Below are 26,684 nucleotides of genomic sequence, written 5' to 3'. Positions count from 1 at the left end.
GTTCGGGCTGAGGCTGAGCCGCATACGTCGGGCGGCGAGGCCCGGAGCGGGCGCAAGCGTGCCGAGGGCGACGGCGAGTGGACGTACGCGTCGGGGATTTCGGTGGCCGCGGCTCGGGCGGGGCCAGTGGCGGCGTATGTCATGCAACGGCGCCCGGAGCAGGCGGGGGCGCGCTGAGAGGGACGGGGCGGCGCTGTTGGGGCCGAGGGCGACAGCGGCACGCTGTTCGGGCTGAGGCTGAGCCGCATACGTCGGGCGGCGAGGCCCGGAGCGGGCGCAAGCGTGCCGAGGGCGACGGCGAGTGGACGTACGCGTCGGGGCGCCGTCGAGCGCGGCTGTACGGGCCGGGACCGGGGCCGCGTACGTGATGCGACCACTCCTGGAGCAGACGCCGGCTTGCGACCGCGAGGGCGACTGGACGTACGCGACGGGGTTTCGGTGGCCGCGGCTCGGGCGGGGCCGGTAGCGGCGTATGTCATGCAACGGCGCCCGGAGCAGGCGGGGGCCCGCTGAGGCGACGGGGGGCGGCGAGTGGACGTACGCGTCGGGGCGCCGTCGAGCGCGGCTGTACGGGCCGGGGACTGACACCGCTTACGTGATGCGACGACACCCGAAGCAGACGCACTGACGACGAGGGCTGGCGGCACACGGCACGCTGTGCGGCCGCACAGGGACACAGCGCGCGATGCGACGACACCCGAGGCAGACGCACTGACGGCGAGGGCGGCGGCACGCAGGCACCCGGTGCAGCAGCACAGGGACACAGCGCCCCCGCCCCCGTCGCCCGGCAGCTGGAGCAGGCGGTCGCGGACTGCAAGCGGCTGCGGGCGGCGTCAGCCGAAACGGCGCGAGCCGGAGCGTCGCTGGGTCACCCCGCCTCGCGTCGGGCCGCTCCCCGGACTTCCAGCCCGGCCAGCAGTTCCGCCGTCGCCTCCGCGATCACCTCCACGGCCCGTTCGAAGACCTCTCGGTTGTGGGCGGCGGGGGCCCGGAAGCCCGAGACCTTGCGCACGTACTGGAGTGCGGCGGCCCGGATCTCCTCCTCCGTCGCCTCCTCGGGCAACACAGGCGGACGAAGCGTCTTGATACTGCGGCACATACCGACAGTCTCCCTCCCCGGGCGGATCGGCGCTTCCGTCCGCCCGTTCCGAATGTCATGATCCTCACCGAGGCGGCCACCGACCCCGGGGCCGACCGACGAGAGGAACACCCCGACATGGCACACGACTTCGCGCACCGGAAACCCACCGTCGCCGTCCTGGGCCCGGGCGGCACCGGCGGCCTCCTCGCCGCCCTGCTGGCCCGCGCCGGGCACCGGGTGATCTGCCTGGCCGGCGACGACACGGCGGCCACCCTGCGCACGGCCGGCATCCAGGTCCGCAGCGCCGCCTTCGGTGACTTCACAACCCCCGTGGAGGCCGACACCGAGCTGCGCGAACCAGTCGACGCCTGCGTGATCGCCGTCAAGCACACCTCCCTCCACTCCGCCCTCGACCGTGTGTCGCCCACCGTCCTGGGCGACGGCCTGCTCGTCCCCCTCCTGAACGGCGTCGAGCACCCGGCGACCCTGCGCGCCCGCTACCGTCCGGACCGGGTAGCCCCCGCGGTGATCCGCGTGGAGTCGACGAGGATCGCGCCGGGCGTCATCGAGCACGGCAGCCCCTTCGCCGAACTCGACCTGACCGGCGACGGTGTCCCCCGCGGCCCCCTCGACGCGCTGGCCTCCGCCCTGGCCGCGGCCGGTCTCAAGACCCGCGTCCTGGACGACGAGACGGCCGCCCTCTGGGCCAAGATGTCCTTCCTCGCCCCCTTCGCCCTGCTCACCACGCTGCACGGCCTCCCCCTCGGCGAGGTACGCACCCGCCACCGCGAGGAGCTGACCGCCCTGGTCGAGGAGACCGCCGCGGTCAGCGCGGCCTGCGGCGGCCCCGCCGATCCCGCCCAGGCCCTCGCCCGCTACGACGCCTTCCCGCCCGGGATGAAGTCCTCGATGCAGCGGGACGCGGAGGCGGGGCGTCCCCTCGAACTGGACGCGATCGGCCGGGCGTTGCTGCGCGCGGCGGACCGGCACGGCGTGAAGGTGCCTGTCGCGACCCGGGTGGTACGGGAGTTGTCGGACGCCACGGGCTCCACCACCTGACGGTCCGCCCGCAAACCTGCCCTCAGCGGCCGTCTCCGCCCGTCAGGTCGAACCGCCAGTCGTTCGACGTGATCCAGTGGCCCTTCGGGTACTCGAACTCGGCCTGTCCGAGCAGGGTGAAGCCCGCCCGGCGGCAGACGCCGTTCGACGCGGTGTGCTCCACGCTCGGGAACGCGTGCAGATATCGGTGCTCCCCGGCGGCCCGTGCCTCCTCCACGACGGCGCGGGCCGCCTGCGCGGCCAGTCCCCGTCCCTGGAACTCCGGCAGGATCCCCCAGCCGGTCTCCCATATCAGGGAGTCCCGCCACTCACGCTCCCAGAACCCCACCGAGCCCACGGTCTCCCCGCCCTCCGCGAGCGTGACGCGGTACATCCGCCCCGACGACAGCTCGACGTACCGCCGATGCCGCGCGGCGAGCTTCTCCTCGCTCTCGGGCCCGCCCAGGTGGTCCGTCATCTCCGGGCTGTTGATCCGCTCCAGCAGCCAGAAGTCACCCTCCGCCCAGGGCACCAGCCGCACCTGCTCCGTATCCATGTCAGCCACATTAGGCGTCGGGTCTGACAACGCCCCCGGCCTCGATCCCTGTCTCGCCCCACCTGGCGGCCCGACCACTTACAGGTCGCCGTCCGTGTGCTTGAGATCGAACGACGCGGCCGCGGTCAGCCGCTCGACGAACGTCCGGAAATCCGCGGCCAGCGGAAGCTCCGTGCCGTCGTCCACGTCGAACCAGATCACGGACGGCTCCCCGCGCTCTCCGCAGACCCGGTAATCGAGAGCGATCCAGCAGTGACCATCACCGGACAGCAGGACCACAGGAGACGGAAGATCCCACTCCTCGACCAGGTAGGGCGTGTCCAGCAAGGACAATCGGCCGTCCTGACGGCCGATGCCCATCATCTCGTCGAGCGGAACATGGTCCTGGCTCCACGAGGTCGGCACCTCGGTCGGGAACGCGTTCCACGACTCCGCCACCGCGCCGCCGTTCCGGACCCGCAGGACCTCCAGCAACGAAACCGGCAGACGGACACCGAGCCGACGCTCGGCATCCTGAACGACCGCGTCGGTCAACCGCGGCTGACCCCCATACCGGCCCTCGTCCCAGAACGTCGCCTTGACCTCGTCAAACCCTGCCACGAACGCATCCTACGAACCCCGCTTCACCGTCCCCGCCCGCGCGTTTGCCGAACCGGCAAAAAGCCTCGCACCGCGCCGCCGCACACTGCACGCTCGTCGTGAGCAGCAGTCCGTCAGCCGTAACCGCACCGCACCACACCACACCGTCGTACGCACGGAGGACCCCCATGCCGCACCCCGCCCACCGTCTGGTCCCCGGTCCCGCCGGCCGGATCCACCTCGTGGAACAGGGCACCGGGCCCCTGGTGCTGCTGCTGCACGGCTTCCCGGAGTCCTGGTACTCGTGGCGGCACCAGTTGCCGGTGCTGGCCGCGGCCGGATACCGCGCGGTCGCCGTGGATGTGCGCGGATACGGCCGTTCCTCGAAGCCGGAGTCGGTGGCGGCGTACCGGATGACCGAGCTGGTGGCGGACAACGCGGCCGTGGTGGAGGCGCTCGGCGAGCGTTCCGCGGTGGTCGTCGGGCACGACTGGGGCGCGACGATCGCCGCGCACTCCGCCCTGCTCAGGCCGGACGTCTTTCACGCGGTCGCCCTGCTGAGCGTGCCGTACACCCCGCCCGGCGGCCCGCGCCCCAGTGAGGTCTTCGCGGGGATCGGCGGGGAGGAGGAGTTCTACGTCTCCTACTTCCAGGAGCCGGGCCGGGCCGAGCGGGAGATCGAGCCGGACGTACGCGGCTGGCTCGCCGGCTTCTACGCCGCGCTCTCGGCCGACACCATGCCCACGGCCGGTTCCGGCCCCGTGCCCGCCGACCCCCACTTCGTCGCACCCGGCGGGCGGCTGCGCGACCGCTTCCCCGCCGGCCGTCTCCCGGCCTGGCTCAGCGAGGACGATCTCGACGTCTACGCAGGGGAGTTCGAGCGGACGGGACTGACCGGCGCCCTGAACCGCTACCGGGCGATGGACCGGGACTGGAAGGATCTGGCCGCCTACGCGGGCGCGCCCGTCCGTCAGCCCTCGCTGTTCCTGGGCGGCACCCTGGACGCCTCCACCACCTGGCTCTCCGACGCCATCGACGCCTTCCCCGCCACCCTCCCCGGCCTGCACGCCGCCCATCTCCTCGACGGCTGCGGCCACTGGATCCAGCAGGAACGGCCCGAGGAGGTCGGCCGTCACCTGACCGACTGGCTGGGAGCCGTCGTCACCGGGCGGTAGCGCACGTTCAACGCGGCGGTGCCGTCACCGCCGTTGAGATGTTCGAGGCGGACGGGGACGCCCCCGGGGTTGTCGAACAGGCGGATCCCGTCGCCGAGGAGGACGGGTGCGATGTGGAGGTCGATCTCGTCGATCAGTCCGCGTTCGAGGAGCTGCCGGCCGATCGTGGGCGAGAAGACCTCCACGTTCTTGCCGCCGGCCGCTTTCAGGGCGATCCGGACCGCGTCGGCGGCATCGCAGTCCAGGAAGGTCACGCCGGCGACGGGATCCGCGTCCTCGGGGTGGTGCGTGAGGACGAACAGCGGGCCCTGCCACGCGCCGCCGTAGATGGCACCGGGATCGGGGAAGGCGTCCCAGCCGTCCCGGCCGCCCAGCACGGCCCCGGTCGTCACGGCGTACTCCTCGACGAGGCCCGGCCGGAAGGACACCCCTTCCATCCAGTCCATCCCGTGCCCGGGACCCGCCACGAACCCGTCCAGCGACATCGTGAAGTGCCAGAGCACCTTGCCCGCGGCGGTCTGCGGCTCCGTGTCCGCCACCTGCGCCGTGTGCACGTTCTGCGGGTTCTCCATGGCCGGTCCTCTCTCGGGAGCGCGTTTCTCGTCCCCTTGAGACCTGCGCCGCGCGCGAGAGTCATCGCCGCACCGCCGGCTCGCTGTCCCGGCGCCCGGACGACGGCCTCGCCCGATGCGCGGCGACGGCCATGACGGCGACGGAGCCGAGCACGATGCCCGCGCCCACGTAGAGCGGCGCGCGGTAGCCGAGGCCCGCCGTGATGGCGAGGCCTCCGGCCCAGGCGCCCAGCGCGTTGCCGATGTTGGACGCGGACACGTTGGCGCCTGCGGCCAGGGCGGCGCCCTGGGCGTGGTCGGTGACGCGGGTGATCAGGCCGGGCACACCGGCGAACCCGAACACACCCATCAGGAACACCAGCGCCACCGACGCCGTGGCATGGGCGGCGAGCAGCCCGAACAGGGCCAGGGTGACGGTGAGACCGGCCAGGGCGAGGAGCAGCGTACGGTCGCGGTCGTGGTCGGCGGCCCGCCCTCCGATCAGGTTCCCGACGACCAGGCCGACGCCGTACACCATGAGCAGCCAGGCGACATCCGCCGAGGAGAAGCCGCCGACCTCGGTGAACGTGTAGGCGATATAGCTGAACGCGCCGGACATCCCGCCGTAGCCGAGCGCGGTGGCCGCCAGGGTCAGCCAGACCTGGCCGGAGCGGAACGCGTGGAGCTGGTCGCGCAGGCCGGTGGGGGCCGTCGGTGGGGTCCCCGCGGCACGGCTCGGCACGAACGCGACGATTCCCGCGAGCGCGAGCAGGCCGACCGCGGTGACCGCCCAGAACGCCGCCCGCCAGCCCCAGCGCTCCCCGACGAGCGCGCCGAACGGCACGCCGAGGACGTTCGCGACGGTCAGCCCGGCGAACATGACGGCCACCGCGCGGGACGCGCGTTCCGGTGCGACCAGGCTGCGCGCGACCAGGGAGCCGATGCCGAAGAAGGAGCCGTGGCACAGGGCCGCGACGATCCGCCCGAGCAGCATCACCCGGTAGCTGGGCGCGATCGCGGACAGCAGGTTGCCGAGGACGAACAGGACCACCAGGCCGACCAGGACGTGTTTGCGGGGCAGCCGGGCGGTCGCCGCGGTCAGGGCGATCGCGCCGACCGCGACGCTCAGCGCGTACCCGGAGATCAGCCGGCCCGCGACCGCCTCGGACACCGCGAAACTCGACGCCACCTGGGGCAGCAGTCCGGCGATCAGGAACTCGGTCAGACCGATCCCGAACCCGCCGACGGCCAGCGCCACCAGCCCGGTCGGCATCCGTGGCCGTTCGACCGCCGGGCTACGCACGACAATCCTGAAGATCCGCACCCATGGACCGACCCTCGCGTGCCGGTCACGGAGCGGTCCATGGACAAAGCAGCGACGACGCTTGGACGAAAGCCATGTGATCACCCTGGCCTGTCCGGGGACTCGCGGCCGGGCGAATGCCGTTGAGATGGAGTCCTCGGTGGGCCACGCTCCTCGCCATGGAGTTCTTCTGCTACCACCGTGACCGGCCCGGCTCCCTGCCCCTGCGGGAGGAGCTGGCGGAAGCGCACTGGTCCTACATGGACCGGTACGCGGCCGAACTGATCGCCCGCGGACCGACGTTCGCCGCCGACGGCGAGACCCCCACCGGGAGCGTGCACATCGTCGATCTGCCCGACCCCGCCGCGGCCCGGGCGTTCGCGTTCGACGAGCCCAACTACCAGGCCGGCGCGTACCGGGACGTGCTGCTGCGGCGCTGGCGCAACCTGCTGGGCCGCACCATGTGGGACTTCCCCGGCGGCCGGACCGGTGGCAACCGGTACCTGGTGCTCGGTCTCGGCACGGGAGAGGCCGCCGACCTCGCCGTACCGCCCGAAAGGGACGACCTGATCGCGTACGGCCCCCTGCTCTCGGACGACGCCACGAGCTGGCTGGGCACGGCGGCCCTGGTCCGCGCCCCGGATCCGGACCGGGCCCGGGCCGTGCTGACCGCGGACCGGTACGCGGCGGTGGAGGTCCACGAGTGGGAGTTCGGCGGACGACGCTGACAACCCGGTTCTCGGGGCAACCGCACAGGGACCAGCCGTCCGAGCAAGGAGCGTCCACGCCATGGGTACCGCCGTCCGCGTCCCGCAGACCCGGGACATGATCGGGGACGAGCTCTCCGGAGACGAGGCGTTCACCGCCCTGCGCCACTACGGCGGCCTGCGGCTGCTGGCCGACTCCTTCGCGCGGTTCCGGTACGCCGACGGCTTCACCAACGCCCGGGCCCTGGCCTTCCAGGTGGTGCTCGGTCTCGTGCCGTGCACCGTGGCGCTGGTCGGTCTGGCCACGTCGGTGCACACGGAGGGGGTGGGCCGGATCATCGAGCTCACGCTCGGCCGGATCGTGCCGGGCGCGAGCGCCGACATCGTGAGGGACGCCTTCGACGGGACCCGGCGCACCGCGCACGGCAGTGTCTGGAGCACGCTCGCCCTGTGGCTCGGTCTGGGCTTCGCGCTGCTGAACCTCGCCTCGGCCATGGGCCAGATCGAACGCGGCGCCAACCGGATCTACGGCATCGAGCGCGACCGTCCCTTCCCGCGCAAGTACGCGCGCGGGATCGTGCTCGCGGTCGCCGCCGGTCTGCCCCTGGTCCTCGGCTTCGTCGTGCTGGTCGCCGGAGAGGCGGTGGGCGACGCGGTGGCCGAGTCCGCGGGCCGGGAGAGCGGCGGGCCGCGCTGGTGGAGCGTGCTGGACCTGCCGGTGGGGCTCGCGCTGGCCTGGGTGGCCTCCGCGGTGATCTTCCGCTGGTCCCCGCGCCGGGTGCAGCCCGGTTACACCTGGCTGGCCTTCGGCTCGGCCGTGCATCTGCTGCTGTGGGTGTCGGCCACCTGGCTGCTCGCGCTGTACGTGGCGAAGAGCGGCGCCTTCGGTGCCGTGTACGGGCCGCTCACGGCGTTCATCGCCCTCCTGCTGTGGGCCAACCTCACCGCCGTCGCACTGTTCCTCGGCATCGCCTTCGCCGCCCAACTGGAGGCGGCCCGCGCGGGCATCGAGTCGGCGGTGCACCCGGATCCCGGGACGGGTGAATGAGGGCGGGGGGAGAGAGCTCCCGGTCGGGGTGGGAGGCCCCGGGGGGGCTCCCGGTCGGGGTGGGAGGCCCCGGGGGGGGCTCCCGGTCGGGGTGGGAGGCCCCGGGGGGGGCTCCCGGTCGGGGTGGGAGGCCCCGGGGGGGGGCTCCCGGTCGGGGCGCGAGCTCCCGGTGAGGGGCATGAGCTCCCGGTGAGGGGCGCGAGCTCCCGGGCGTGGGCCCCGGCCCGGCGGCATGAGGCCGGGAGCAGCCATCTCCCGATACTTGGCGTAAGACCACAGACACGGTCTCACCGTCGGCACCATGAGACCGGGGCGCGGCCATCTCCCCAGTCGGGCCACGAGGCCGCGGACGGCGGTCTCACCGCCAGGCCGCCAGACCGCCAGGCCGGGCACGGTCATCTCCCATGCGGCGCGAAACCGGGCGCGCCGAGGCCTCCCGGCCCGGTGTGAGACCGGGCGCAGCCATCTCCCAGCCCGGTGCGAGACCTGGACGGCAGTCTCCCCGTCGGAGGCAAGAGGCCCGGACCGCGGTCCCCGTCAGCCCCGCGCCGCGGCTTCCCCCCTCCCCCCGTCAGCCCTGCGCCGCAGCCGTCACCGTCGCCGAGTCCACGCCGGTCAGTTCGACGATGCGGTGCGGGGGCACGCCGGCGGCCAGCGCGCGGCCGATCAGGCCGTCCCGGCCGTCCGCGCAGTCGCGGTAGGCGAGCAGCTCCTCCTCGACCCCGGCGAGCGACTCCGGTGCCAGGTGGTGGCGGACCCGGCTCAGCTCCTCGTCGCTGAGCGGTACGGGCAGCCGTTCGGCACCCTCGGGCAGGGCGGCGGTCTCCTCCGGCGGCAGCAGACGCAGGTGCGGGGAGGTCGGCGTGGTTCCCTGGGCGTCCAGCCACGCGCGGACCGCGGGAGTCTCCATGCACGCGAGCTCGCCGACGGCGGCGGGGGCCACGCCGAGCCGCGCGGACGCGTCGTCGAGCAGGAACAGATAGGCGTCGTCGGTCATCCTCGGCTCCTTCTCACCAGGCTGATCGACCTCCCATTACCCCGCCTCGCCCGGCTGATGTTCGGGTCCGGCGAGTGACCGAGGATGCCCCTGACGGTGTGGCACCCGCCACCGTCCGTTCGCATGAACCTCCTGAAGCCACTCGCCACCCAAAATCGAACAGGCGTAGCATTGTGTCGTGGCTAAGACCTATGACTTTCCGAGTGACCTCCTCGCCGGTCAGGAGGAGCTGCATCAGGTCCGGGCCGAGCTCTCGGCCCTGCTCAAGCGGCTCCCCTGGTCGGTCGCGCCTCTGGACGGCTTCAGTGACGACAACGGCTGGCGGAAGGTGGAGCGCCCCGCCTCTCCCGGCTGGACCCCCGACGAACAGGCCGAGGTCGAGAAGCTCCGGCGGCGCGAGCACGAACTCGCGGTCTTCGTCACCACGCACCGCTTCTGGACGGACGTGGAGACCCCGGACCGTGTGGACGCCCGCACCGTGCTGAAGCACGCGTCCAACGGGCAGGAAGCGGGCTGAAGGGCGAAGGACGCTGAACGACGAAGGACCCCGGCCGAGATCGGCCGGGGTCCTTCTCCCGGTGTGGGCGCGGACGGTTTCGAACCGCCGACATCCTGCTTGTAAGGCAGGCGCTCTACCCCTGAGCTACGCACCCGAGACGAGTCGACAGCCTACCTTGCCCGGGCGGCTGTCCTGCAAACCCTTACTCCGAGCCCTCGGGGACTCAGGGTCGATACGGGGGAAAACCCCACCCCGGATCCGGGAGCGGCCCGGATCCCCGCCGGGAGCCCCGGTCCCTAGCCTCGAAGCAGGGTCGCGGAGTTCCCGCGGCCGCCGCCCGCCAGGGCTTGATCAGGGGGGAGATCGTCATGGTCCGTTCCGTTCCCGCACGTGCCGCCGCCGCGGCCGGGGTCGTCGCGCTCGTCGTCGCGGGGGCCACCGCCTGCGGTGCCTCAGCCGGGGACGACAAGACCCCCGACCACAGGTCCTTCGCCCTCCAGGGCCGCACCCTGACCGTCGACTCCGACGACTCGGCGCTGGAGATCATCGCCGCCGATTCGAACAGGTCGGGCACGGTCGAGGTCACCCGCTGGTTCCAGGGGACTGTCGCGCTCGGGAAGGACCCGGCGGTGACCTGGTCGATGAAGGACGACCGGCTGGTGCTGCGGATGAAGTGCAGCGGTGTCGTGGCCGACTGCGCGGCCAAGCACCGGATCGAGGTGCCGCGGGACATCAGCGTGAAGGTCCAGGACGGCGACGGCAGCGTGCGGGCCAAGGGGTTCACCCGGCCGCTGAGCATCAGCACCGGGGACGGATCCCTGCGGGTCAGCGACTCCAGCGGACCGCTGGAGCTGCGCACCGGGGACGGCTCGATGCGCGCCGACGTCACCTCCCGCCGGGTCACCGCCCGTACGGGGGACGGCTCGCTGCACCTCGAACTCGGCGCCGTACCGGACCGGGTGGAGACCCGCAGCGGCGACGGTTCGGTGACCGTGGAGCTGCCGAAGGCGACCTACCGCGTGGACACCAGGAGCGGCGACGGAGGGGTGGACGTGTCCGTGCCCCGGTCCGACTCCAGCGGCCACGTCGTGTCCGCCCAGAGCGGAGACGGGAAGATCACGGTGCGAACCGCGAACTGACCGGCCCGTGTGTTCGTCCCTTACCGGTGGGAGAATGACACCGGGCACCGCCAGGACGAACACAGCACGGGAGAGGGATGTGACGGCGACACCATCGCAGTCGTACTCGTCGTCGTCGGTGCCGCGCGCACACCGTCGGGCGCTCAGGGACACCCTCGCTCTCGTCGGCCTGCCCGTGCTCGTCGCCCTCGCGCTGCCGGCAGCGTTCGCCGGCGGCGGCACCCGGCGCTGGTTCGGCGGGCGCGCGGAGAGCCAGCGGGCCGAGGCGCAGGCCGCGAAGGACGCCGCCGCCGCCGCGTTCTACGAACTGGACACCGCCCAGCGGGATCTGCGGATCTCGATAGAGACCATCACGGCCGTCGACGACTCCCCCGCCGCCCGGCGGGCGGTCGCCGACTTCCAGACGATCAGCGGGCGGATCGACGCGGCCAGTCAGCGCTACATCGAGGCCGTGGACGCCCATGACCTCGACCGGGACGACCTGGAGGCCTCGGTCGCCGCGCACGCGCGCACCGAGCTCACCCGGGCCAAGGACGAGCTGGGCAACGTAAAGACGGAGCTGGACCGTTTCGGCGACAGCCTCGGTCCGCTGCTCGGCAAGGCCGAGACCCGGCTCGCCCGTCTCGCCCCGGCCGTGGAGCGGGCCCGGCAGGGGCTGCTGGCCGCCTCCAACGCCCTGGACGCCGTACGGGAGTCGGGGCTGAAGGCGGACGACCTCGCCGCCCGACTCGCCGCTCTGGGGCCGGAGTTGACGAAGCTCAACCAGGGTGCCGGACAGCACGGCGTACCCGAGACCCTGGAGCGGGCCGAACGGGTCGCCAGGGAGGCCGAGTCGATCCGGGTCGAGGCCGGGCGGCTGCCGGAGCGGGCCGCGGAGATCGACCACCGGCTCGTCTCCCTGCGCACCCGCGCCGAGGCCCTCACCACCCGCGCGGGCCAGGTCGACCCGGTCCTCAGCGAACTGCGCCGCCGGTTCGCCGCCGCCTGCTGGCAGGACCTCCAACACGTCCCGGACCAGGCCGCGGAGAACGTACGGCAGGCCGAGCAGAAGCTCCGGGAGGCCCGCGCCGCGCGCGACGAACAGCGCTGGCCGGATGCGACCGCGCTGCTCTCCACGGTCCGCGCCCTGCTCAACACCACCGACGAGTCCGTCTCCGCGGCGGGCGACCGGCTGCGCCGGCTGAACGCCGTGCAGAAGGACCCGCAGCAGGAGATCGACCGCACCCGCTTCGCCATCCGCGACGCCCAGCGCCTCGCCATGAGCGGGCGCACCACCCCCGACCCACGGCACGCACGCCCGTTGGACGACTCCGTGGCCCGCCTCGACCGGGCGATCGCCATCCTGGACGGCCGGCACCCCGACTACTGGCACTTCCTCACCGAGACGGAAGCGGTACGGCAGTCGGTGGCACGGGTGGTCTCGCAGATCCGCGAGGAACGCGGCGGCGCGCACTAGAACTGCTCGTCAACCACTCGCGAGCAGGAGATTGAATCTCGCACGAACTAGACAAATCACCCTTTTTTGCATAGATCGCCCCAATGCGGTGACATGGACTGAGACCCTCATATCTCTCGCAAAGGAGATGGTGGTATGTCTTCCACCGAATTCCAGCTCGAGGACCTCACCGAGGTTCCCGGCATCGACGTCGAGGCGGCTCTCGACCCGGTCGAGGCCGACGGCCACTACCGCGACAGCCGTCAGTGCGCGGCGCTTGCTCTGACGTCCTCGTCGAGCAACCTCCTGCTGTCGCCTCCGACGCCACGGCCGAAGAAGGGCTGACGGGAGAATCCGAATGGAGCAGTCAGGCGCTTCGACCCGCCTCGCGGGCGCAGTGCAGGGCCTCACCTCGGAACTGGTCTCCGCTCTTCGGAGCGGAGACCGCTTCCGGCTGGCCGGCACGGTCACGGAAGGGCACGGCCCCGAGACGGCCGCCGACCCGTCCCTCGCCGCCGTACGGGTGGTGGGAGCCGACGCCGTCCTGCCGAGCGCCCTGCTGCGCTGCCCGCCCCCCGAACCGGCCGACCTCGCGGTGTTCAGCAAGGCCGTGCACGCCTACCCGCCACCCGCCGAAGCCCCTCCCACCTCCCGGTGGAGCCACTGGGCCATGCGGCGGGCGCTCCTGCGGCTGGACGCCTCCCTCGACGGAGCGTGGGACGACGACACCGAGCCCGGCACGGCCTGGCTCGACGACGCACCATGGCAGTTCCTGACCCACCAACTCGCGGTGCTCGCCCCGCTCGCGCTGCCCGGCGAGGACTGCGCGGTGGCCCGGGTGGCACGCGGCCGCCCGCTCGACGTCGCCCGGGGATTCGTCCGGGCGGTCCGCCGCCGCGACTGGCTCCAGGCGGCCGGAGCGGGACGCTGGCTGATCCTCCTCGACGGGGTGCCGCAGACCCTGGGCCTGGACACCGGACTGGAGTTCGTGGCGCAGATGGGCGGCGCGGACGCCCGCGTGGCGCTCCAGGTCGAGGCCGCTCAGCTGATGCGGACCGGAGTGCCGGTGTGACGGCGCACGAGGTCCGGCCCACGCACGGGTTCCAGGCGCGCGGGGTCCGGGAGCTGGGCGAGGCCGCGCTGACCTGGGTGTCGGCCCACCGCGACGGATTCGCCCTCGGCGACGACGCCCTCGCCGAGCACGGCAACGTGAACACCACCTGGAAGCCGCTGGGCGAACTGGCCCAGGTGTGCGTCTGCGTACGACGGCACACCGATCCGGCCGACCCGCTCCACGTGCTCGCCTCCGACCTGCTGTCGTTCGCGTGGCAACAGACCGGCCGCGGCGCCCTGTTCACCGAGCTGCAGCGGCTCGAACCCTTCGCCACCTACCCGTTGGAGGTGTACGCGGCGTTCGCGTCGGCGGGCCTGCGCCACGAGGGCTACGAGCGCGCCACCGCGACGGTGGCCCGGACCCGCGGCTGGCACATGACGGAGCAGGAACCGAACCGGCGTCTGAGCGTGCTCAACTCCGAGCGCCGCAGCGGCATCCCCGAACACGAGGACATGCCGCGGGCCCTGCGCCGCACCTGGCTCGCCGCGCTGCCGGAGCCGTGGACGTTCGAACTGGCCGCCGGCTACACGCTCACCCATGTGATCTTCCATCTCACCGACTGGGGTCTGACCCCGCAGGCCGTGCCCCCGCCGGTCGCGGCCTACCTGAGGCACTGGCTCGCGCCCTGGCTCGACACCTGCCTGGAGGACGAGCAGTGGGACCTCAGCTGCGAACTGCTGGCCGTGGCGAGCAGCCTGCCAGGCCCGCCGGAGCGCGCCCTGTTCCAGGAGGCCTGGGCGCGGCTCTCGGTGGCCCAGGACGACTCGGGCGCGGTCCCGGAGGTCGGCGGACGGGGCAGCCGTACGACCGCCCCCGACTTCATCGACTGCTACCACTCGACACTGATGACGGCCTTCGCCGCCGTGCTGACCGTCGACCGGCTGCGCGAGGCGGCCGGGGACACGCAGGCGGGCGCGGTGGACGGCGGACAGGGAGTGCCGGGATGACCGACACGCGTCTCATCCACCAGGTCGGGGCCGGCGCCCTGGAGTGGCTGCACGCCCACCGCGACGGATTCCGGCTGGAGTCGGACGTCGACCCGGAGGTCGGCTTCCTGGAACGCTTCAAGCCGGTCGGCGAACTGGCCCTCATCTGCAAGGTGTTGTTCCGCGAAGGAGTGGCCGGGTCCCGGCAGGCCACGCTGGCACGGCAGTTGATCGACCACGCCTGGCGCGACACGCTGGACGGCGGCCGGATGCTGGTGCGCGGCCAGCTCACCGAGCCCATCTCGCCCATCCCCTTCGAGGTGTACCTGCCGTTCAAGGAGCTGGGCTACTCCTGCCCCGAGGCCGAGCGCGCCTTCCGGCTCAACCAACGCCTGGACGGTTATGCCGCCCTGGAGATGTCACCGGTCCGCCGCCTCGGCCTGTCCGCGTTCCAGCGCCGCTTCGGCCTGACTCCCCCGGTGCCGGAGGCCGAGGTCGTCGGCGCGACCTGGCTGGGGCGCTCGCCCGAGCCCTGGACGGTGGAGGGGCACATCGCCTACGACATCACCCACACCGTCTTCCACCTCACCGACTGGGGCGAGAACCCGGACGGTCTGCCGGCCGGGATCGCCGGCTACCTCGCCGACTGGCTGCCGGTCTGGCTGGACGACTGGCTCGACCTGCAGCGCTGGGACCTGCTCGGCGAACTGCTCGTCGTCGACGCGTGCCTGCCCCGCCCCACCTTCGACGAGCGGGCCTGGGAGGGTTTCGCCGCCGCGCAGCAGCCCGACGGCGCGATGCCCGCCGTACGCACCATGCCGCAGGGGGGACCGGACGAGGTCTTCGACGTCGTCTACCACCCGACGCTGGTCGCCGCCTTCGCCTCCGTCCTCGCCACGTCCCGCGCCCTGACCCAGCTGGCGCACACGGCGTCATGACGGCCCGCCCAGGCGTGCGTCCCGCTCCCTGGCCGGGCGGCCCGCCCGACGTCACCGGCGCACTGCCGCCCGAGGACCCACCGGCAACAGACGACGAGGCGGTATTGCGCCGACTCGACGCGGCCGTCGACGCCGTGGACGCGCCCGACGTCGTCTTCGCCCTCTCCCGGCACGGCCGCCGCACCGTACGCACCGGAGGCACCGCCCCGCCCCCGCCCGTCCCCCGCGAGCGACTGCGCTACGAAATGGGCTCGGCCTCCAAGACGTTCACCGGACTCCTGCTGGCCCACCTGACCGAGACCGGCCTGCTGTCCGCGGGCGAGCCCGCCGCCACCCTGCTGGACCCGGCCCGGCGGCCCGGCGCGGACCCCGTCACCCTCGCCCACCTGATCACCCACACCTCCGGACTGCCCGCCCTGCCCGCCGACTTCTTCGTCCGGGCGCTGCCGGCCTGGCACACCAACCCGTACGCCCGCTATCCGGCCGAGCGCGTGGTCGACGCCTTCCTGCGCCACCGGCGAGGTCACCGGCCCGGCACCCGCTGGCACTACTCCAACTTCGGTGTCGCCGTCCTCGGCCACGCCCTGACGGCGGCCACCGCCACGCCGTGGGACGAACTGCTCACCGGCCAGGTGCTGGACCCCCTCGGGCTGAGCGACGCCACCCTCGTCCCCGGCGGCCCGGACACCGACGCCACCGGACACCGCGGGGACGGCACAACGCCCGTGCCCTCGCTGGTCGTCGGCGGCTTCCAGGCGGCCGGCGCCGTCCGGGCCACCCCGCACGACCTGCTCACGTTCCTCGAAGCCCATCTGGACCCGTCGGGCCGCCCCCTGACCGGTGCGCTGCGCGCGGTACGCCGCCCTGTGCTCCGGCGCGGGCTCGGGCACCGGCACGTGCACACGGTGGCGTGGTTCCAGCACCCCACCGAGCACGGTCCGATGTACTTCCACGGCGGGGCGACCCTCGGCCAGCAGGCCTTCCTCGGCTTCCGGCCCGACACCGGCACCGCCCTGGCCGCCATGTGCACCCGCCGCTTCCGCGCCCGCGACGTCTTCGTGCCGACCGCGTACGCGCTGCTGGCCGGGCCGTAGCGACGCCACGGTCCGGGCACGCCCGACGACACGGTGCGAGGGGCGGGGTTCGCGGACCCCGCCCCTCGCTGCCTCACCGCCCCGTCAGACGCGCTGCCACAGCCCCGGCGTCAGGGCGGGCTGCCACGCGGCCTGCGCCTGATGGGTCTGCAGGCACTCGTACGAGACGCCGTCGTGGGTCACCCGCGCTCCGACCTCGTACACCTGCCCCGCGGCCCACGCACCCTCCTGGCCGTCCTGCGGGGCGGGGGTGCCGCTCTCGGCCGTGCTGGTCTTGAGGGTGAGGCCGTAGGTGCTGAGGATCGGGTTGACCGGCTGGTAGAAGGTCGTTCCGCCGCTGGTGCAGTCGCCGGAGCCGCCGGAGGTGACGCCCTGGGCCTGCGCCCCCGAGATGTACGAGCCGCCGGAGTCGCCCGGCTCGGCGCACACCGTCGTACGGGTCACGCCGTCGACGGTGCCCTCGGCGTAGCTGACGCTCGTGTCGTGCTGCTCGATCGTGCCGCAGTGCCAGCCCGTGGTGGAACCGGACCGGCACACCGCGGCGCCCGTCAGGGCCTGCACCGAGCCGGCGGTCTGGACGTCCTGGCCGCCCTCGCCCTTGACGGCGGCCGTCGCGGTCCAGTCACTGTTGACGGCCACCCAGGACATGTCCTGCCCGGGGAAGACGGACGCCTGGAAGGTGCCCTGGTCGACCTGGTTGAACCCGGCGGTCTTCGACCCCGCCTTCCCGCAGTGGCCGGCCGAGACGAAGCCCTGCTGCTCGCCCTTGGTGACGGCGAACCCCACGGAACAGCGGGCCGTGCCGTCGATGTAGTAGGCGTCACCGCCGCGGATGTCGTACAGGGCGCGCGGCCGGTCGGCCGACACCTTGACGTCCACGAGCGCGCTGTCGACGCCGGCGGCCGCGACGAGGGTGTCCGCGGCGGCGCGGCTGGTCGCCTGCACGGTCACCCGGTTGGTCCGTACGTCGATGTACCGGACCGGTGTGTCGAGGGCCTTGCCCGTCGCGGCGGCGTCCAGCTTCGACTTGGCGGTCTTCAGGTCCGCCAGGGGGTTGGTGACGACCACGGCCTTAGCTCCCCCGGCCTCGATGGCCGGGCTGTCGGCGACGTCGGTGGTCGCGACCGTGAGGTCGGCGGAGGTGTCGCCGCTCACCCAGGCTCCCGCGAAGCGCTTGCCCAGCGCGTTCTGGAGCCGGCCGGCGCGGGTGCCCGCGTCGGCCTCGTTCACCAGGCGCGTCCTGGCCTGTGCCTCGGTCAGGCTCAGATCACGTTCCAGCGCCCTCAGGACCACGGCTGACGGACTGTTCGCGCCGAGCGTCTCGGCGGCGGAGGGCGCCGGCGTGGGCGCGGGGGGCTCGACGGCGGCGGCCGCGGGCAGTCCCGTGAGCACGAGTGCGCCGAGTACCGCTACCGCGGCACAGCCGGCTGAAGCATGTCTGAGGGCCATCAGGCGTCTCCTGGGGGGAGGGGAAAGGTCTCGAATCCCCAGGTCTTGCCGGAAAGGGGGTGGAGGATGCCCGCCGCCCGCCCTGTTCCGCGCATCGGACGACAAGAAGGGGCCGCCCGGCGGAGCACGGGATGCCGCCGGGCGGGCCCACCGGTTACCGGTGGGCCCGGCAGCGGTTCACGCGGGTGCGAGGCCCGGGTTTCCGGCCTCCGTCACGAAGGACGCGGCGGTCGTGACCGGCGCGCCCGGCGTCGTCACGGCGGACACGGTCCTGAAGTCGGCCCGCGCCTTCTGCCGGTCGAGGGTGACCCGCACATAGCCGCGGCGGCCGTCGTAGAACTTGAGGTGCGGGTTGGCCTTCAGGTACGTGTCCCAGGTGGGCGGCTTCTCGGCGCCGTCCCGTCCGCTGGCGACGGAGGTGGCGGTGAACTCCGTGCCCAGGGTCTTGGAGGCCGGGTCGTCGAAGTCGTCCTTGATGTCGAAGGCGTAGGCGACGTGCACGTCCCCGGTCATCACCACCAGGTTCTCGACCCCGGCCGACTTGGCGCCGTCGAGGACCCTGCGGCGCGAGGCCCGGTAGCCGTCCCAGGCGTCCATGGACATCTGCGGCTCGGCGGTGAGGTCGAGTTTGCGCTGCGAGAAGCAGACCTGCTGGGACAGCACGTTCCACAGGGCCCGCGAGTCGCGCCAGCCGTCGATGAGCCAGCTCTCCTGCGCCGCCCCGGTGATGGTGCGCGCCGGGTCGTCCTGAAGCGGGCCGCCGGTGTGCTTGGTGTCGGCGTACACCTGGTCGGAGCGGTACTGCCGGGTGTCGAGGACGTCGAACTGGGCGAGTGTGCCCCACTGGAGCCGGCGGTAGAGCTGGGCGTCGGGGCCGTTCGGCAGCTGTGCGGCGCGCAGTGGCTGGTTCTCCCAGTAGGCCCGGTAGGCGGCGGCGCGGCGCAGCAGGAACTCCTCCGGCGGGTCGTTGTTCTCGCTGACGGCGTCCGCGTAGTTGTTCTCGACCTCGTGGTCGTCCCAGGTGACGACGAAGGGGTGGGCCGCGTGGACCGCCCGCAGGTCGGGGTCGCTCTTGTAGAGGGCGTACCGCAGCCGGTAGTCCTCCAGCGTCATGGCCTCGCGGTTGAACAGGTCGGGCAGCTTGCGGTCGGTGTAGGCGCGGTGGCCGCCCGTGGGGTTCACGGCGTACTCGTACAGGTAGTCGCCGAGGTGGAGGACCACGTCGACGTCCTCCTCGGAGAGATGGCGGTGCGCCGTGTAGTACCCGTCGAAGTACGCCTGGCAGGAGACGGCGGCGTAGGTGAGGGACGCGGTGGCGGTGGTGGTGAGCGGTGCCGTGCGGGTACGGCCCGTCTCGCTCATCCACGATCCGGCCCGGAAGCGGTAGTAGTAGACGCGGTCCGGCTCCAGGCCCGGGACGTCGATGTGCAGGGTGTGGTGGTACTCGGGGTAGGCGATGGCGACGCCGCTGCGGACGGGCGCGGTGAAGCGGTCGTCGGAGGCCAGCTCCCACTGGACGACGACGTACTGCTCGGGCAGGCCCCCGTCGGGCTCGAACGGGTCGGGGGCGAGCCGGGTCCACAGCAGCACGGAGTCGGGCAGCGGGTCCCCGGAGGCGACGCCGAGGGTGAACGGGTCGCTGTCGATGCGCGCCGCGTCGAATTCGCCGGAGCCCGACGCACCCCGGGCCGGCAGCTGGGTGCCGAACGCGAGAGCGGCGGCCGCGGCGGTGACCGTGAGAAAGCGGCGCCGCCCGAAGTGCCGTGCGGCGGTGCGCAGTTCGGGGTCGTGTCGTGAAGCCAAGGGGGCTCCTCCCGCGGTTGGTCGCCGACAGAGAACCCCCGCATGCTAACCAGACAAAGATCAGAAATCGGACATGCCTCTCGGAGTGCCGGTTAACCTGTCCTCATGCCTCGCTACGAGTACCGCTGCCGGACCTGCGGCGACACCTTCGAACTGAGCCGTCCCATGGCCGAGTCCGCCGCCCCCGCCGACTGCCCGGCGGGCCACGACGACACCGTGAAGCTGCTGTCGACGGTGGCGGTGGGCGGCTCGGCGTCCGCGCCGGCCCCGGCGCCGCAGGCGGGCGGCGGAGGGTGCTGCGGCGGCGGTTGCTGCGGCTGACCGCCGTACGGAGGCTTCTTCAGGCTGCCTTCAGGCCGGCTTCCCTAGCGTGGGCCCATGTCCGTCATCGACTGGGTCAACGGCCTCATGGACACCCTCGGCGCGCCCGGCGCCGGGGTGGCCATCGCCCTGGAGAACCTCTTCCCGCCCATCCCGAGCGAGGCGATCCTGCCGCTGGCGGGCTTCGCGGCGAGCACCGGCCGGATGAGCCTGGTCGCCGTGCTGCTGTGGACGACGGCGGGCTCGGTGACCGGCGCCCTCGCGCTCTACGGCGTCGGCGCGCTCCTCGGCCGGGACCGCACGGTGGCGCTCGCGGCCCGGCTGCCCCTGGTGAAGGTCGCGGACATCGAGAGGACCGAGGCGTGGTTCCTGCGGCACGGCCCCAAGGCGGTGTTCTTCGGCCGGATGATCCCGGTCTTCCGCAGCCTCGTGTCGGTCCCGGCCGGCGTCGAACGCATGCCGCTGCCCGTCTTCCTGGCCCTGACCACCCTCGGCAGCGCCCTGTGGAACACGGCGTTCGTCCTCACGGGCCACGCCCTGGGCGCCAACTGGGCCCAGGTCACCGACGTCGTGTCCGCGTACTCGAAGGCCGTCCTCGGAGCCGCCGCGCTCGCGATCGTGACGTTCGTCGCCGTACGGCTGCGGCGGCGGCCCTCCTCTACTGAGGCGTCCGAACCGTCCTGAGGAACTCCCTGAGGATCCGCTCCCCAGCGGCGACACCCCGCTCCGGCAACGCGCTGATCGCGGGGGCCGTCCAGCCCACGTCCGCCAGTTCCCCGTGCCCCGGCCGCCAGCCCCGGTCGGCGGCCAGCAGCAGGTCGGCGTCGAGCAGGGAGTCGCCCGCGGCCAGCGTCAGCGCGGCGCCGGTACGCCGGGCCACCTCGCGCACGGCCGCGCTCTTGGTGAGCGGCTTCGGCACGGCGTAGATCTTGCGGCCCTGCAGGGAGACCGTCCAGCCGCGGTTCTCGGCCCACACCGCGAGCTCCTTCACCCAGTCCTCGGGCAGCAGTTCGCGCTCGACGACGAGGTAGGCGAAGAGGTCCTCGGCGATCCGGTGCTTGCGCACCCACAGCGGGTCGGCCGTCTCCTGGAGGTGCGCGCGGATCTCCTCCAGCGGGGCGCACTCGTCGGCGAGGCGTGCGGTGACCCGCGCGTGCCAGTCGAGGTCGGTGACGCCGTCGACCAGCAGATGGCCGCCGTTCGCGCAGATCGCGTAGGCCGGCGCGGGGCCGGGCAGGTTGATGCGCTGGTACTGCTTGCGGGTGCGGGTCGTCGTCGGCACGAACACCGCCGCGTCCCCCAGCTCGCAGAGCAGTTCCGCCGCCGTCTCCGTCATGTACGACAGTGGTCTGCTCTCGTGCACCTCGACACAGAGCAGCCGGGGCGCCCGCGCGTCCGGCATGGTCAGCGCGAGGGCGGCGGCGGAGTAGATGAGGGTGCGGTCGAGGTCGCTGGCGACCATCACCGGAGCCTGGCCCTGGATCTGAGCGGGCATCAGACCGCCACCGCCCTGCCGTCGGCGCCGGTCGCGCCCCGCGTGTACTTGGGGTGGATCAACCCCACGCAGGTGTACGGGAGTTCGGCGACCTCTTCCACCGGGACGCCTCTCTGCTCGGCCAACAGGCGTACGTGGTCCAGGTCCGCGCCCGCACCCGCCCTGGCCAGGATCTTCCAGGGCACCCGGCGCAGCAGCACCCGCGTGGTCTCGCCGACGCCCGGCTTGACGAGGTTGACGTCGTGGATGCCGTACTCCTCACTGATGCGTTCGACGGCGGCCCAGCCCTCCCAGGTGGGCTCGCGGTCGCCGGAGAGCAGCTCCTTGACCTGGGTGCCGACCGCCTCGACGACCTCGGGGAAACGGGCGGCGACGGCGTCCAGGAAGTCCACCGAGACGTCGGCGCCCGCGAGTTCGCGGTAGAACTTCGCGCCGTGGAAGTCGTCCGGGCCGACCAGGTCCGCGCGCAGGACGGTACGCGAGATCAGGCCGGACACCGTCGAGTTGAGACACGCGGAGGGGATGAGGAAGTCCTCACGGGTGCCGTACGTCTTCACGCAGGAGCCCGGGTCGGCCAGTACGGCGATCTCCGGGTCGAAGCCGACGAGACCGCCCTCGGCCTCGAACTTCCTTACCGCTTCCGTCAGTTCGCGGGTGATCGCGCCCTTGCCGGTCCAGCCGTCGACGAAGACGACGTCGGCCGGGTCGTGGTGTTCGGCCAGCCAGCGCAGCGCGTTGGCGTCGATACCGCGGCCGCGGACGATCGAGACGGCGTAGTGCGGCAGGTCGAGGCCGTGCCGGAACTGCGCCCAGCGGCGCATCAGGACGCCGACGGGGGTGCCGGCGCGGGCGAGGGAGACCAGGACGGGGCGGGGCGAGCGCTCCTGGAGCACGATCTCCGTGACGGCGCCGACGGCCTGGGCGAGCCTCGCGGAGGACTCCTTCAGGGCCGTCCGGAACAGCTCCTGGTACTGGTCGCTCGCCTGGTACTCCATCGGCAGCGACTCCGCGTAGTGCGCGCCGCCGCTCTGGATGGCCTCCTCGCGCTCCTCGGTCGGCGCCTCCAGGGTGACGTCCGAGAGGTCCTGGAGCAGCCAGCCGACGTCCTCAGGGGCGTAGGAGGAGAACGCGGGGCCGCGGAGGGGCTCGGGGAGCATGGGGGGCCTTTCGGGGGTGTAGCTGGGGACCACCGCCAGGACGACGTGCGGCGTGTGTTCGGCGAGCTGCGCCAACAGGCCGTCGGGGGCGTGCAGTTCGGGGGTGTCGGCGGTGGAGTCGACGACCGCGACCACCGCGTCGAAGGCGGCGCCTGCGACGTTGTACGCGTAGCGGTCGCCGCGGCCGTCGGCGGGGGTGTCGTGGGCGGGGAAGGTGAGGCGGGTGCGGATCGCGTATCCCGGGTCGTCCACGGCGAGGACGGGACTGCGGGTGGTGGTGGAGTAGGTGAACTCGGTGTCCTGGGCGACCTGTTCGAGTTCCCGGGCGAGTCTGAGGGGGGCGTACATCAGCTCTTCGAAGCCGAGGATGTGTACGCGGTGGGCGTTCCTCGGGAGGGCCTCGGCGAGTCTTGCGGCCATCGCGGGGAGGGCGTTCTCCAGGCGTATTCGGTGTGCCGGGGTGAAGCCGTGGCGGCCGCCGTCGGGGAGGTCTCGGGGCCAGCAGAGGTCCACGCGGTTGAATGCCGGATGCGGGTGCGTGGGGGCTTGTCGCGCAGTTCCCCGCGCCCCTGGGTTGGCGTCCTCGTACCTCGATACAAGGTGCTGCCCCTTTTCCAGCACTCCCTCCGGCAGGCGTACGGTGCCCGATGCCGCTGCCACCAAGTCCACCCGCGCGTTGATCTCCCGCGCGAAAGCCTCCAGGCGCCCCGCGTCCGCCTCCGACCGCATGTCCACCAGGGCGACCACCACGTACCGCCCCCGTGGGTACCTGCCGTGCAGATCCCTGATCGTGTTCAGGACCGTGTTGCCCGTCGAGAACTCGTCGTCGACCAGGACCAGGGGACCGTCGCCGACCAGCAGGGCGGGGTCCTCCGGCAGGAGGAGATGGGACGTGGCGTGGGAGTGGGACTCCTCGAAGCCGCCCGCGGGGGCCACGCCGGGGACCGGGCGGCGGGTGGAGTGGAGGTAGGGGGCGAGGGCGAGGCCGTCGGCGACACAGTGGCCGAGTCCGGTCGCCGTCTCCGCGTAGCCGAGGACGACCGCGCGGGCCGCCTCCTCGTCGCCGAGCAGGTCGCGGACCCTGCGGCCCAGGGCGAGACCGTGGCCGTAGACCACCGACGGCGACTGTGGGACGTGTTTGCCCAGCACATGGGAGACCAGCAGGTGGGCCCGCTTGGGGTTGCGGCGCAGGGCCAGTCCCAGCAGGTCGGTCAGCCGGTCGTCGCCCACGAGTTCGACGCCGAGCCGGTCGGCGACCCACGTCCCCGACCAGACCTCGCCCGGTGTCCCGTCGTTCACTGCCTTGTTCATACGTCCCTTGGTGTCCACTGATGGTCAGCCGGAGATTCCGGCGGCGAGCAGCTCCACGAAGCCGATGTCCTCGTTGGCCACCCCGAAGACCTCGGCGCGCAGCAGGGTGCGCTCGGCCCAGGCGCGGTGCGGTTTCACTTCGTTCATCTTGTTCGTGTACTGGGACCTGAGCACCCCGCCGCCGCCGCGCTCGGGCCGCAGGATGTCCTGCGCGTCGCTGAACTCCTCGTGGCTGACCACGGACAGCGCGTGCACGGGCAGCACGTGGGAGGGGTGGATGCAGGTCTTGCCGAGCAGGCCGTTGGCCTGGTCGAGGGTGATCTCGCGCAGCAGCCCGTCCATGGCGTGCTCGATCAGCGCCTCGCGCAGCTCCTCGGCCTGCCCCTCCAGGAAGGGGCTGCGGCGCAGCTGCGGCTTGAACATGCGCTCCTGGACCCGGAAGTACTCCCAGACCGGCCCGGTCACGGTGAAGCCGGTGCCGTCGGCGCGGCCCAGCATGTTCACCACGTCGGCGATCACGGAGGCGACGATCTGGACGTCCCAGGCGGTCATGTCGGGGGCGCGGCGCAGGCCGTAGGAGGAGCAGAAGTCGGTGACGCCGAGACGGAGGGCCAGGACCCGCTCGCGGTATTTGTCCACCGCGCGCGCGATGCCCTCCAGGGTCTCCACGCGCGTCTCGCGGTAGAGCAGCTCCGGCGACTCCAGAACCGGCATGGCGAACAGCCGGTGTCCGCTCACGGCCTCGGCGCCGGAGAGGGCCTCCAGGAAGGGGATGCCGCGCTCCTCGGTGAACTTCGGGAGCACGAATCCGGACAGCAGCCGCACGGCGGGGCCGAGCCGTCGTACGAGGTCGGGGATCTGCTCGGGGTGACGGACCCGGATGAAGAGCAGGGGCAGGTCCACCTGCCGTCCGGCGAGGTCCGTGAACTGCCGGACGAGGTTCTCCTCGCCCTCGGCGACGTCCTCGTCACCGATCGAGTCCTCCAGGCACAGCACCATCGAGACCACGCCGCGTCCGGTCTGCTTGACGATGTCGTCGGCGAGCCGCGGCCGCGTGGCCGGACTGTAGAGCGTGGCGCCCAGAGCCGCGGAGAGCAGCCGGGACGGGGAGTCCGCGGCGAACTCGCAGGGCTGCTGATGGAAGAGGCGCTGACGCACCTCAGGGGCGATGTGCCCGAAATGACGCATATGACTCCCCCGTGGTTGCTGTGACGCCTGCGAAGGGCTCACAGGTGGCCGGTAATAGTACGTAGGTACCCATGTCCCAGGTTCCCACCGGGCATGAATTTCAGGTAACGCAGACAAGCACGGCCATGTCGACACCGGTACGACATGAACCGGTGTCCCGCACCCCCGCGTTGTCGTGATCAGGACCGAGAGGGCAGGATGACCGCATGACGCACGCCATGCTGAAGGGGTCGAACGTCCCGCTGGAAGCCACCACGGTACGCGCCGTGGTCCGCTGGGCAGCCGGGCAGGGGGTCCCGGCCGTCGACGCCTCGGCGCTCCTCCTCGGCCCCGACGGTCGCGTGCGGTCCGACGAGGACTTCGTCTTCTACAACCAGCCCCGGCACCCCTCGGGGAAGGTGTGGCTCCTCGGCAAGAAGCGCGTCGCCGAGGGCCCCACCGACACGATCCAGACAGATCTCGCCGGTGTCGAGCCCGACGTCAGCCAGATTCTCCTGGTCGCGTCGGTGGACCCCACGGAGGACAACGCCACGTTCGGCCGCGTACAGGGCCTGCGCATCCTGCTGTACGACGCCTCGGTCGACGGTGAGCCGCTGCTCTACTTCGACATCAAGCCGGAGACCGGCGAGGAGACGGCCCTGATCTGCGGCGAGCTGTACCGGCGCGGCGAGGGGTGGAAGTTCCGCGCCCTGGGCGAGGGCTATGTGGAGGGCCTCCAGGGCCTGGCCACGCACCACGGCATCGTGGTGGACGAGTCCGACCTCGAGGAGACCCCGCCCCAGCCGGAGCCCACGTCGTTCCCCCTCCCCCCGGAGCAGCCGGCCCAGTCGGCCGCCTCGGTCCCGACCCAGCAGGCCTACGGCTACCCCCAGCAGCCGACCCCGGCCACGGCCCCCGTGCCCGCGGCCTCGGGCTACGGATACCCGCCGCCGGTGGCCCCGGTGCCGGCCGGGGCGGAGTTCCGCCTGCCTCCCCAGGGACCGCAGTTCATCGGACGGTAGCGGCGCTCACCGGTCCGCCTTCGCCTTGTAGCCCCGCCCCCACTGCAGCCCCCATCCGTACAGCCGGTCCAGCTCCCCCTGGAAGCCGTACACGAACTGCACCTCGCGCCGTACGACGAGTTCGCCCTTGACGTTCTCGATCATCACCACGGCGCACGACCTGGCCTGGGGATGCCGTTCGTCGAGGCCTATCTCGATCCGCGGCCCGTTGCTCGGGTACAGCGTCACGATCGCGTGCGTACGGTCGAACGCCGGCGTCTGGTCGTAGATGTACACGAAGACCAGCAGCCGTTTGATCTGGTCCCGGTGGTCGAGGTTGACGTACATCGTCTCACCGGACGCCGACCCGAACCGGTCGTCCCCGCTGAGCTTCACGTACGGCGGCGCGTTGACGTCCCCGAGCAGCCCGCCGAGGGGCTGTACGACCCCCTTCGTGCCGTCGGTCAGCTCGTACAGGCACCCGAGGTCGAGGTCGACGTTGACCATGCTCTGGCTGTGCCCGAGGACCTCCGGCGGCTTGAGCGCCCTGAAGGGGTGCCGCAGCAGCGACTGACGCTGTGAGCCCCCGATGTCGGAGGTCCGCATCCGCCAGGTCAGGTTGATGCGGAGGTTCCCGGTCGCCGCGCCCTGCTTGGTGAGCGAGACGCGGTTGTGCCGCTTGGTCAGCTCGATCGCGTTGCTGGCCGCGCTGCCCGAGTCGAAGTCGACCTCGCGGCCGCCCCGGAGTCCGTCCAAGAAGCCCATTCCCGCCCCCATGTCCACTGTGGAGAAACCGGCGG

The 26,684-nt window shown here is 72.5% G+C and carries 27 protein-coding genes and 1 tRNA gene; 15 read left to right on the top strand and 13 right to left on the bottom strand.

The features are described from left to right. Nucleotides 1-868: 868 nt before the first annotated feature. Nucleotides 869-1,099, bottom strand: a complete 231-nt coding sequence (locus tag ACFYZ8_RS04315) for a DUF2277 domain-containing protein (RefSeq protein ID WP_284434319.1) — start codon at nucleotides 1,097-1,099, stop codon at nucleotides 869-871. A 117-nt stretch (nucleotides 1,100-1,216) separates the two neighbouring features. On the opposite strand from ACFYZ8_RS04315, the gene ACFYZ8_RS04310 reads away from it, so the two are divergent. Continuing rightward, nucleotides 1,217-2,140 (top strand): ketopantoate reductase family protein, encoded by a 924-nt coding sequence (locus tag ACFYZ8_RS04310; RefSeq protein ID WP_388538413.1) that lies wholly within the window; start codon nucleotides 1,217-1,219, stop codon nucleotides 2,138-2,140. Nucleotides 2,141-2,162: 22 nt separating this feature from the next. On the opposite strand, the gene ACFYZ8_RS04305 is transcribed toward ACFYZ8_RS04310, so the two are convergent. Next, nucleotides 2,163-2,675 (bottom strand): GNAT family N-acetyltransferase, encoded by a 513-nt coding sequence (locus ACFYZ8_RS04305; protein WP_359032560.1) that lies wholly within the window; start codon nucleotides 2,673-2,675, stop codon nucleotides 2,163-2,165. 78 nt (nucleotides 2,676-2,753) lie between these two features. After that, nucleotides 2,754-3,275, bottom strand: coding sequence for an SMI1/KNR4 family protein (locus ACFYZ8_RS04300; RefSeq protein WP_359032562.1), 522 nt, complete (start codon nucleotides 3,273-3,275; stop codon nucleotides 2,754-2,756). A gap of 167 nt (nucleotides 3,276-3,442) precedes the next feature. Here ACFYZ8_RS04300 and ACFYZ8_RS04295 point away from each other — a divergent pair, with 167 nt between their 5' ends. Next, nucleotides 3,443-4,429: an alpha/beta fold hydrolase gene (locus ACFYZ8_RS04295; protein WP_388538415.1), complete on the top strand. Its 987-nt coding sequence runs from the start codon at nucleotides 3,443-3,445 to the stop codon at nucleotides 4,427-4,429. Here ACFYZ8_RS04295 and ACFYZ8_RS04290 read toward each other — a convergent pair. Together ACFYZ8_RS04290 and ACFYZ8_RS04285 are read right to left on the bottom strand one after the other, a co-directional pair. Next, complete coding sequence (locus tag ACFYZ8_RS04290) at nucleotides 4,387-5,001, bottom strand: dihydrofolate reductase family protein (RefSeq protein WP_388538417.1); 615 nt, start codon at nucleotides 4,999-5,001, stop codon at nucleotides 4,387-4,389. The two genes, ACFYZ8_RS04295 and ACFYZ8_RS04290, sit on opposite strands and share 43 nt — an antisense overlap. A gap of 61 nt (nucleotides 5,002-5,062) precedes the next feature. Further along, nucleotides 5,063-6,253, bottom strand: coding sequence for an MFS transporter (locus tag ACFYZ8_RS04285; protein WP_388538703.1), 1,191 nt, complete (start codon nucleotides 6,251-6,253; stop codon nucleotides 5,063-5,065). 209 nt (nucleotides 6,254-6,462) lie between these two features. Here ACFYZ8_RS04285 and ACFYZ8_RS04280 point away from each other — a divergent pair, with 209 nt between their 5' ends. Next, nucleotides 6,463-7,011: a YciI family protein gene (locus tag ACFYZ8_RS04280; protein ID WP_359032571.1), complete on the top strand. Its 549-nt coding sequence runs from the start codon at nucleotides 6,463-6,465 to the stop codon at nucleotides 7,009-7,011. A 61-nt stretch (nucleotides 7,012-7,072) separates the two neighbouring features. After that, on the top strand, nucleotides 7,073-8,038 hold the full coding sequence (locus ACFYZ8_RS04275) for a YihY/virulence factor BrkB family protein (protein ID WP_388538419.1): 966 nt from the start codon (nucleotides 7,073-7,075) through the stop codon (nucleotides 8,036-8,038). Between the two features lie 571 nt (nucleotides 8,039-8,609). Here ACFYZ8_RS04275 and ACFYZ8_RS04270 read toward each other — a convergent pair. Beyond that, on the bottom strand, nucleotides 8,610-9,035 hold the full coding sequence (locus ACFYZ8_RS04270; protein ID WP_388538420.1) for a DUF6003 family protein: 426 nt from the start codon (nucleotides 9,033-9,035) through the stop codon (nucleotides 8,610-8,612). A 178-nt stretch (nucleotides 9,036-9,213) separates the two neighbouring features. On the opposite strand from ACFYZ8_RS04270, the gene ACFYZ8_RS04265 reads away from it, so the two are divergent. Beyond that, nucleotides 9,214-9,552, top strand: coding sequence for a hypothetical protein (locus tag ACFYZ8_RS04265; RefSeq protein WP_359032578.1), 339 nt, complete (start codon nucleotides 9,214-9,216; stop codon nucleotides 9,550-9,552). Between the two features lie 64 nt (nucleotides 9,553-9,616). Here the strand turns inward: ACFYZ8_RS04265 and ACFYZ8_RS04260 are convergent. Next, a tRNA-Val gene (locus ACFYZ8_RS04260) sits at nucleotides 9,617-9,688 on the bottom strand. Nucleotides 9,689-9,902: 214 nt separating this feature from the next. On the opposite strand from ACFYZ8_RS04260, the gene ACFYZ8_RS04255 reads away from it, so the two are divergent. The 7 genes from ACFYZ8_RS04255 to ACFYZ8_RS04225 all read left to right on the top strand — a co-directional run bounded on the left by ACFYZ8_RS04255 (nucleotide 9,903) and on the right by ACFYZ8_RS04225 (nucleotide 16,180). Then, nucleotides 9,903-10,673 carry a DUF4097 family beta strand repeat-containing protein gene (locus tag ACFYZ8_RS04255; protein WP_388538422.1) on the top strand — a complete coding sequence of 257 codons (771 nt, stop codon included), beginning with the start codon at nucleotides 9,903-9,905 and terminating at the stop codon, nucleotides 10,671-10,673. 79 nt (nucleotides 10,674-10,752) lie between these two features. Continuing rightward, the gene (locus ACFYZ8_RS04250; protein ID WP_388538424.1) at nucleotides 10,753-12,129 is read left to right on the top strand and encodes a hypothetical protein; all 1,377 of its coding nucleotides are present in this window, start codon (nucleotides 10,753-10,755) and stop codon (nucleotides 12,127-12,129) included. Nucleotides 12,130-12,264: 135 nt separating this feature from the next. Beyond that, complete coding sequence (locus tag ACFYZ8_RS04245) at nucleotides 12,265-12,453, top strand: hypothetical protein (RefSeq protein WP_359032584.1); 189 nt, start codon at nucleotides 12,265-12,267, stop codon at nucleotides 12,451-12,453. Between the two features lie 13 nt (nucleotides 12,454-12,466). Then, the gene (locus ACFYZ8_RS04240; RefSeq protein WP_359032587.1) at nucleotides 12,467-13,180 is read left to right on the top strand and encodes a hypothetical protein; all 714 of its coding nucleotides are present in this window, start codon (nucleotides 12,467-12,469) and stop codon (nucleotides 13,178-13,180) included. Then, nucleotides 13,177-14,169, top strand: coding sequence for a DUF6895 family protein (locus ACFYZ8_RS04235; protein WP_359032589.1), 993 nt, complete (start codon nucleotides 13,177-13,179; stop codon nucleotides 14,167-14,169). The genes ACFYZ8_RS04240 and ACFYZ8_RS04235 overlap by 4 nt, the downstream gene beginning before the upstream one ends. After that, on the top strand, nucleotides 14,166-15,086 hold the full coding sequence (locus ACFYZ8_RS04230) for a DUF6895 family protein (RefSeq protein WP_359032591.1): 921 nt from the start codon (nucleotides 14,166-14,168) through the stop codon (nucleotides 15,084-15,086). Before ACFYZ8_RS04235 ends, ACFYZ8_RS04230 begins: the two co-directional genes overlap by 4 nt. Continuing rightward, on the top strand, nucleotides 15,083-16,180 hold the full coding sequence (locus ACFYZ8_RS04225; RefSeq protein WP_388538427.1) for a serine hydrolase domain-containing protein: 1,098 nt from the start codon (nucleotides 15,083-15,085) through the stop codon (nucleotides 16,178-16,180). The genes ACFYZ8_RS04230 and ACFYZ8_RS04225 overlap by 4 nt, the downstream gene beginning before the upstream one ends. Nucleotides 16,181-16,264: 84 nt before the next feature. Here ACFYZ8_RS04225 and ACFYZ8_RS04220 read toward each other — a convergent pair whose 3' ends face one another. Both ACFYZ8_RS04220 and ACFYZ8_RS04215 read right to left on the bottom strand, forming a co-directional pair. Further along, nucleotides 16,265-17,629, bottom strand: coding sequence for a carbohydrate-binding protein (locus ACFYZ8_RS04220; protein WP_388538428.1), 1,365 nt, complete (start codon nucleotides 17,627-17,629; stop codon nucleotides 16,265-16,267). 177 nt (nucleotides 17,630-17,806) lie between these two features. Then, the gene (locus ACFYZ8_RS04215) at nucleotides 17,807-19,432 is read right to left on the bottom strand and encodes an alkaline phosphatase D family protein (protein ID WP_388538429.1); all 1,626 of its coding nucleotides are present in this window, start codon (nucleotides 19,430-19,432) and stop codon (nucleotides 17,807-17,809) included. 105 nt (nucleotides 19,433-19,537) lie between these two features. On the opposite strand from ACFYZ8_RS04215, the gene ACFYZ8_RS04210 reads away from it, so the two are divergent. Together ACFYZ8_RS04210 and ACFYZ8_RS04205 are read left to right on the top strand one after the other, a co-directional pair. After that, a complete protein-coding gene (locus tag ACFYZ8_RS04210) occupies nucleotides 19,538-19,753 on the top strand; it encodes a zinc ribbon domain-containing protein (RefSeq protein WP_388538431.1) in 216 nt (71 codons plus the stop codon). Between the two features lie 57 nt (nucleotides 19,754-19,810). Further along, nucleotides 19,811-20,437, top strand: coding sequence for a DedA family protein (locus ACFYZ8_RS04205; protein ID WP_388538433.1), 627 nt, complete (start codon nucleotides 19,811-19,813; stop codon nucleotides 20,435-20,437). On the opposite strand, the gene ACFYZ8_RS04200 is transcribed toward ACFYZ8_RS04205, so the two are convergent. The 3 genes from ACFYZ8_RS04200 to ACFYZ8_RS04190 are packed head-to-tail and all read right to left on the bottom strand — an operon-like array spanning nucleotide 20,412 to nucleotide 24,904. Then, nucleotides 20,412-21,248 carry an HAD family hydrolase gene (locus ACFYZ8_RS04200; protein ID WP_359032603.1) on the bottom strand — a complete coding sequence of 279 codons (837 nt, stop codon included), beginning with the start codon at nucleotides 21,246-21,248 and terminating at the stop codon, nucleotides 20,412-20,414. The two genes, ACFYZ8_RS04205 and ACFYZ8_RS04200, sit on opposite strands and share 26 nt — an antisense overlap. Then, nucleotides 21,248-23,716 (bottom strand): phosphoribosyltransferase, encoded by a 2,469-nt coding sequence (locus ACFYZ8_RS04195; RefSeq protein WP_388538435.1) that lies wholly within the window; start codon nucleotides 23,714-23,716, stop codon nucleotides 21,248-21,250. The genes ACFYZ8_RS04200 and ACFYZ8_RS04195 overlap by 1 nt, the downstream gene beginning before the upstream one ends. A gap of 24 nt (nucleotides 23,717-23,740) precedes the next feature. Continuing rightward, nucleotides 23,741-24,904, bottom strand: coding sequence for an HpcH/HpaI aldolase/citrate lyase family protein (locus ACFYZ8_RS04190; protein WP_359032607.1), 1,164 nt, complete (start codon nucleotides 24,902-24,904; stop codon nucleotides 23,741-23,743). 206 nt (nucleotides 24,905-25,110) lie between these two features. On the opposite strand from ACFYZ8_RS04190, the gene ACFYZ8_RS04185 reads away from it, so the two are divergent. Continuing rightward, a complete protein-coding gene (locus tag ACFYZ8_RS04185; RefSeq protein WP_388538437.1) occupies nucleotides 25,111-25,905 on the top strand; it encodes a TerD family protein in 795 nt (264 codons plus the stop codon). Nucleotides 25,906-25,911: 6 nt separating this feature from the next. On the opposite strand, the gene ACFYZ8_RS04180 is transcribed toward ACFYZ8_RS04185, so the two are convergent. Continuing rightward, complete coding sequence (locus ACFYZ8_RS04180; RefSeq protein ID WP_388538439.1) at nucleotides 25,912-26,649, bottom strand: Tellurium resistance; 738 nt, start codon at nucleotides 26,647-26,649, stop codon at nucleotides 25,912-25,914. Nucleotides 26,650-26,684: the final 35 nt, after the last annotated feature.

Origin of the sequence: Streptomyces sp. NPDC001668 (assembly GCF_042893155.1) — a bacterium.
Taxonomy (GTDB): domain Bacteria; phylum Actinomycetota; class Actinomycetes; order Streptomycetales; family Streptomycetaceae; genus Streptomyces.
This window is presented reverse-complemented; position numbering and strand designations above follow the sequence as displayed.

Coding starts and splice junctions, on each gene's coding strand:
- ACFYZ8_RS04190 (WP_359032607.1), bottom strand. CDS start 24,904: ATGCGTCATTTCGGGCACATCGCCCCTGAGGTGCGTCAGCGCCTCTTC.
- ACFYZ8_RS04225 (WP_388538427.1), top strand. CDS start 15,083: ATGACGGCCCGCCCAGGCGTGCGTCCCGCTCCCTGGCCGGGCGGCCCG.
- ACFYZ8_RS04285 (WP_388538703.1), bottom strand. CDS start 6,253: ATGCCGACCGGGCTGGTGGCGCTGGCCGTCGGCGGGTTCGGGATCGGT.
- ACFYZ8_RS04230 (WP_359032591.1), top strand. CDS start 14,166: ATGACCGACACGCGTCTCATCCACCAGGTCGGGGCCGGCGCCCTGGAG.
- ACFYZ8_RS04180 (WP_388538439.1), bottom strand. CDS start 26,649: ATGGGCTTCTTGGACGGACTCCGGGGCGGCCGCGAGGTCGACTTCGAC.
- ACFYZ8_RS04240 (WP_359032587.1), top strand. CDS start 12,467: ATGGAGCAGTCAGGCGCTTCGACCCGCCTCGCGGGCGCAGTGCAGGGC.
- ACFYZ8_RS04310 (WP_388538413.1), top strand. CDS start 1,217: ATGGCACACGACTTCGCGCACCGGAAACCCACCGTCGCCGTCCTGGGC.
- ACFYZ8_RS04305 (WP_359032560.1), bottom strand. CDS start 2,675: ATGGATACGGAGCAGGTGCGGCTGGTGCCCTGGGCGGAGGGTGACTTC.
- ACFYZ8_RS04295 (WP_388538415.1), top strand. CDS start 3,443: ATGCCGCACCCCGCCCACCGTCTGGTCCCCGGTCCCGCCGGCCGGATC.
- ACFYZ8_RS04205 (WP_388538433.1), top strand. CDS start 19,811: ATGTCCGTCATCGACTGGGTCAACGGCCTCATGGACACCCTCGGCGCG.
- ACFYZ8_RS04270 (WP_388538420.1), bottom strand. CDS start 9,035: ATGACCGACGACGCCTATCTGTTCCTGCTCGACGACGCGTCCGCGCGG.
- ACFYZ8_RS04185 (WP_388538437.1), top strand. CDS start 25,111: ATGACGCACGCCATGCTGAAGGGGTCGAACGTCCCGCTGGAAGCCACC.
- ACFYZ8_RS04275 (WP_388538419.1), top strand. CDS start 7,073: ATGGGTACCGCCGTCCGCGTCCCGCAGACCCGGGACATGATCGGGGAC.
- ACFYZ8_RS04195 (WP_388538435.1), bottom strand. CDS start 23,716: ATGAACAAGGCAGTGAACGACGGGACACCGGGCGAGGTCTGGTCGGGG.
- ACFYZ8_RS04245 (WP_359032584.1), top strand. CDS start 12,265: ATGTCTTCCACCGAATTCCAGCTCGAGGACCTCACCGAGGTTCCCGGC.
- ACFYZ8_RS04200 (WP_359032603.1), bottom strand. CDS start 21,248: ATGCCCGCTCAGATCCAGGGCCAGGCTCCGGTGATGGTCGCCAGCGAC.
- ACFYZ8_RS04220 (WP_388538428.1), bottom strand. CDS start 17,629: ATGGCCCTCAGACATGCTTCAGCCGGCTGTGCCGCGGTAGCGGTACTC.
- ACFYZ8_RS04315 (WP_284434319.1), bottom strand. CDS start 1,099: ATGTGCCGCAGTATCAAGACGCTTCGTCCGCCTGTGTTGCCCGAGGAG.
- ACFYZ8_RS04280 (WP_359032571.1), top strand. CDS start 6,463: ATGGAGTTCTTCTGCTACCACCGTGACCGGCCCGGCTCCCTGCCCCTG.
- ACFYZ8_RS04290 (WP_388538417.1), bottom strand. CDS start 5,001: ATGGAGAACCCGCAGAACGTGCACACGGCGCAGGTGGCGGACACGGAG.
- ACFYZ8_RS04210 (WP_388538431.1), top strand. CDS start 19,538: ATGCCTCGCTACGAGTACCGCTGCCGGACCTGCGGCGACACCTTCGAA.
- ACFYZ8_RS04255 (WP_388538422.1), top strand. CDS start 9,903: ATGGTCCGTTCCGTTCCCGCACGTGCCGCCGCCGCGGCCGGGGTCGTC.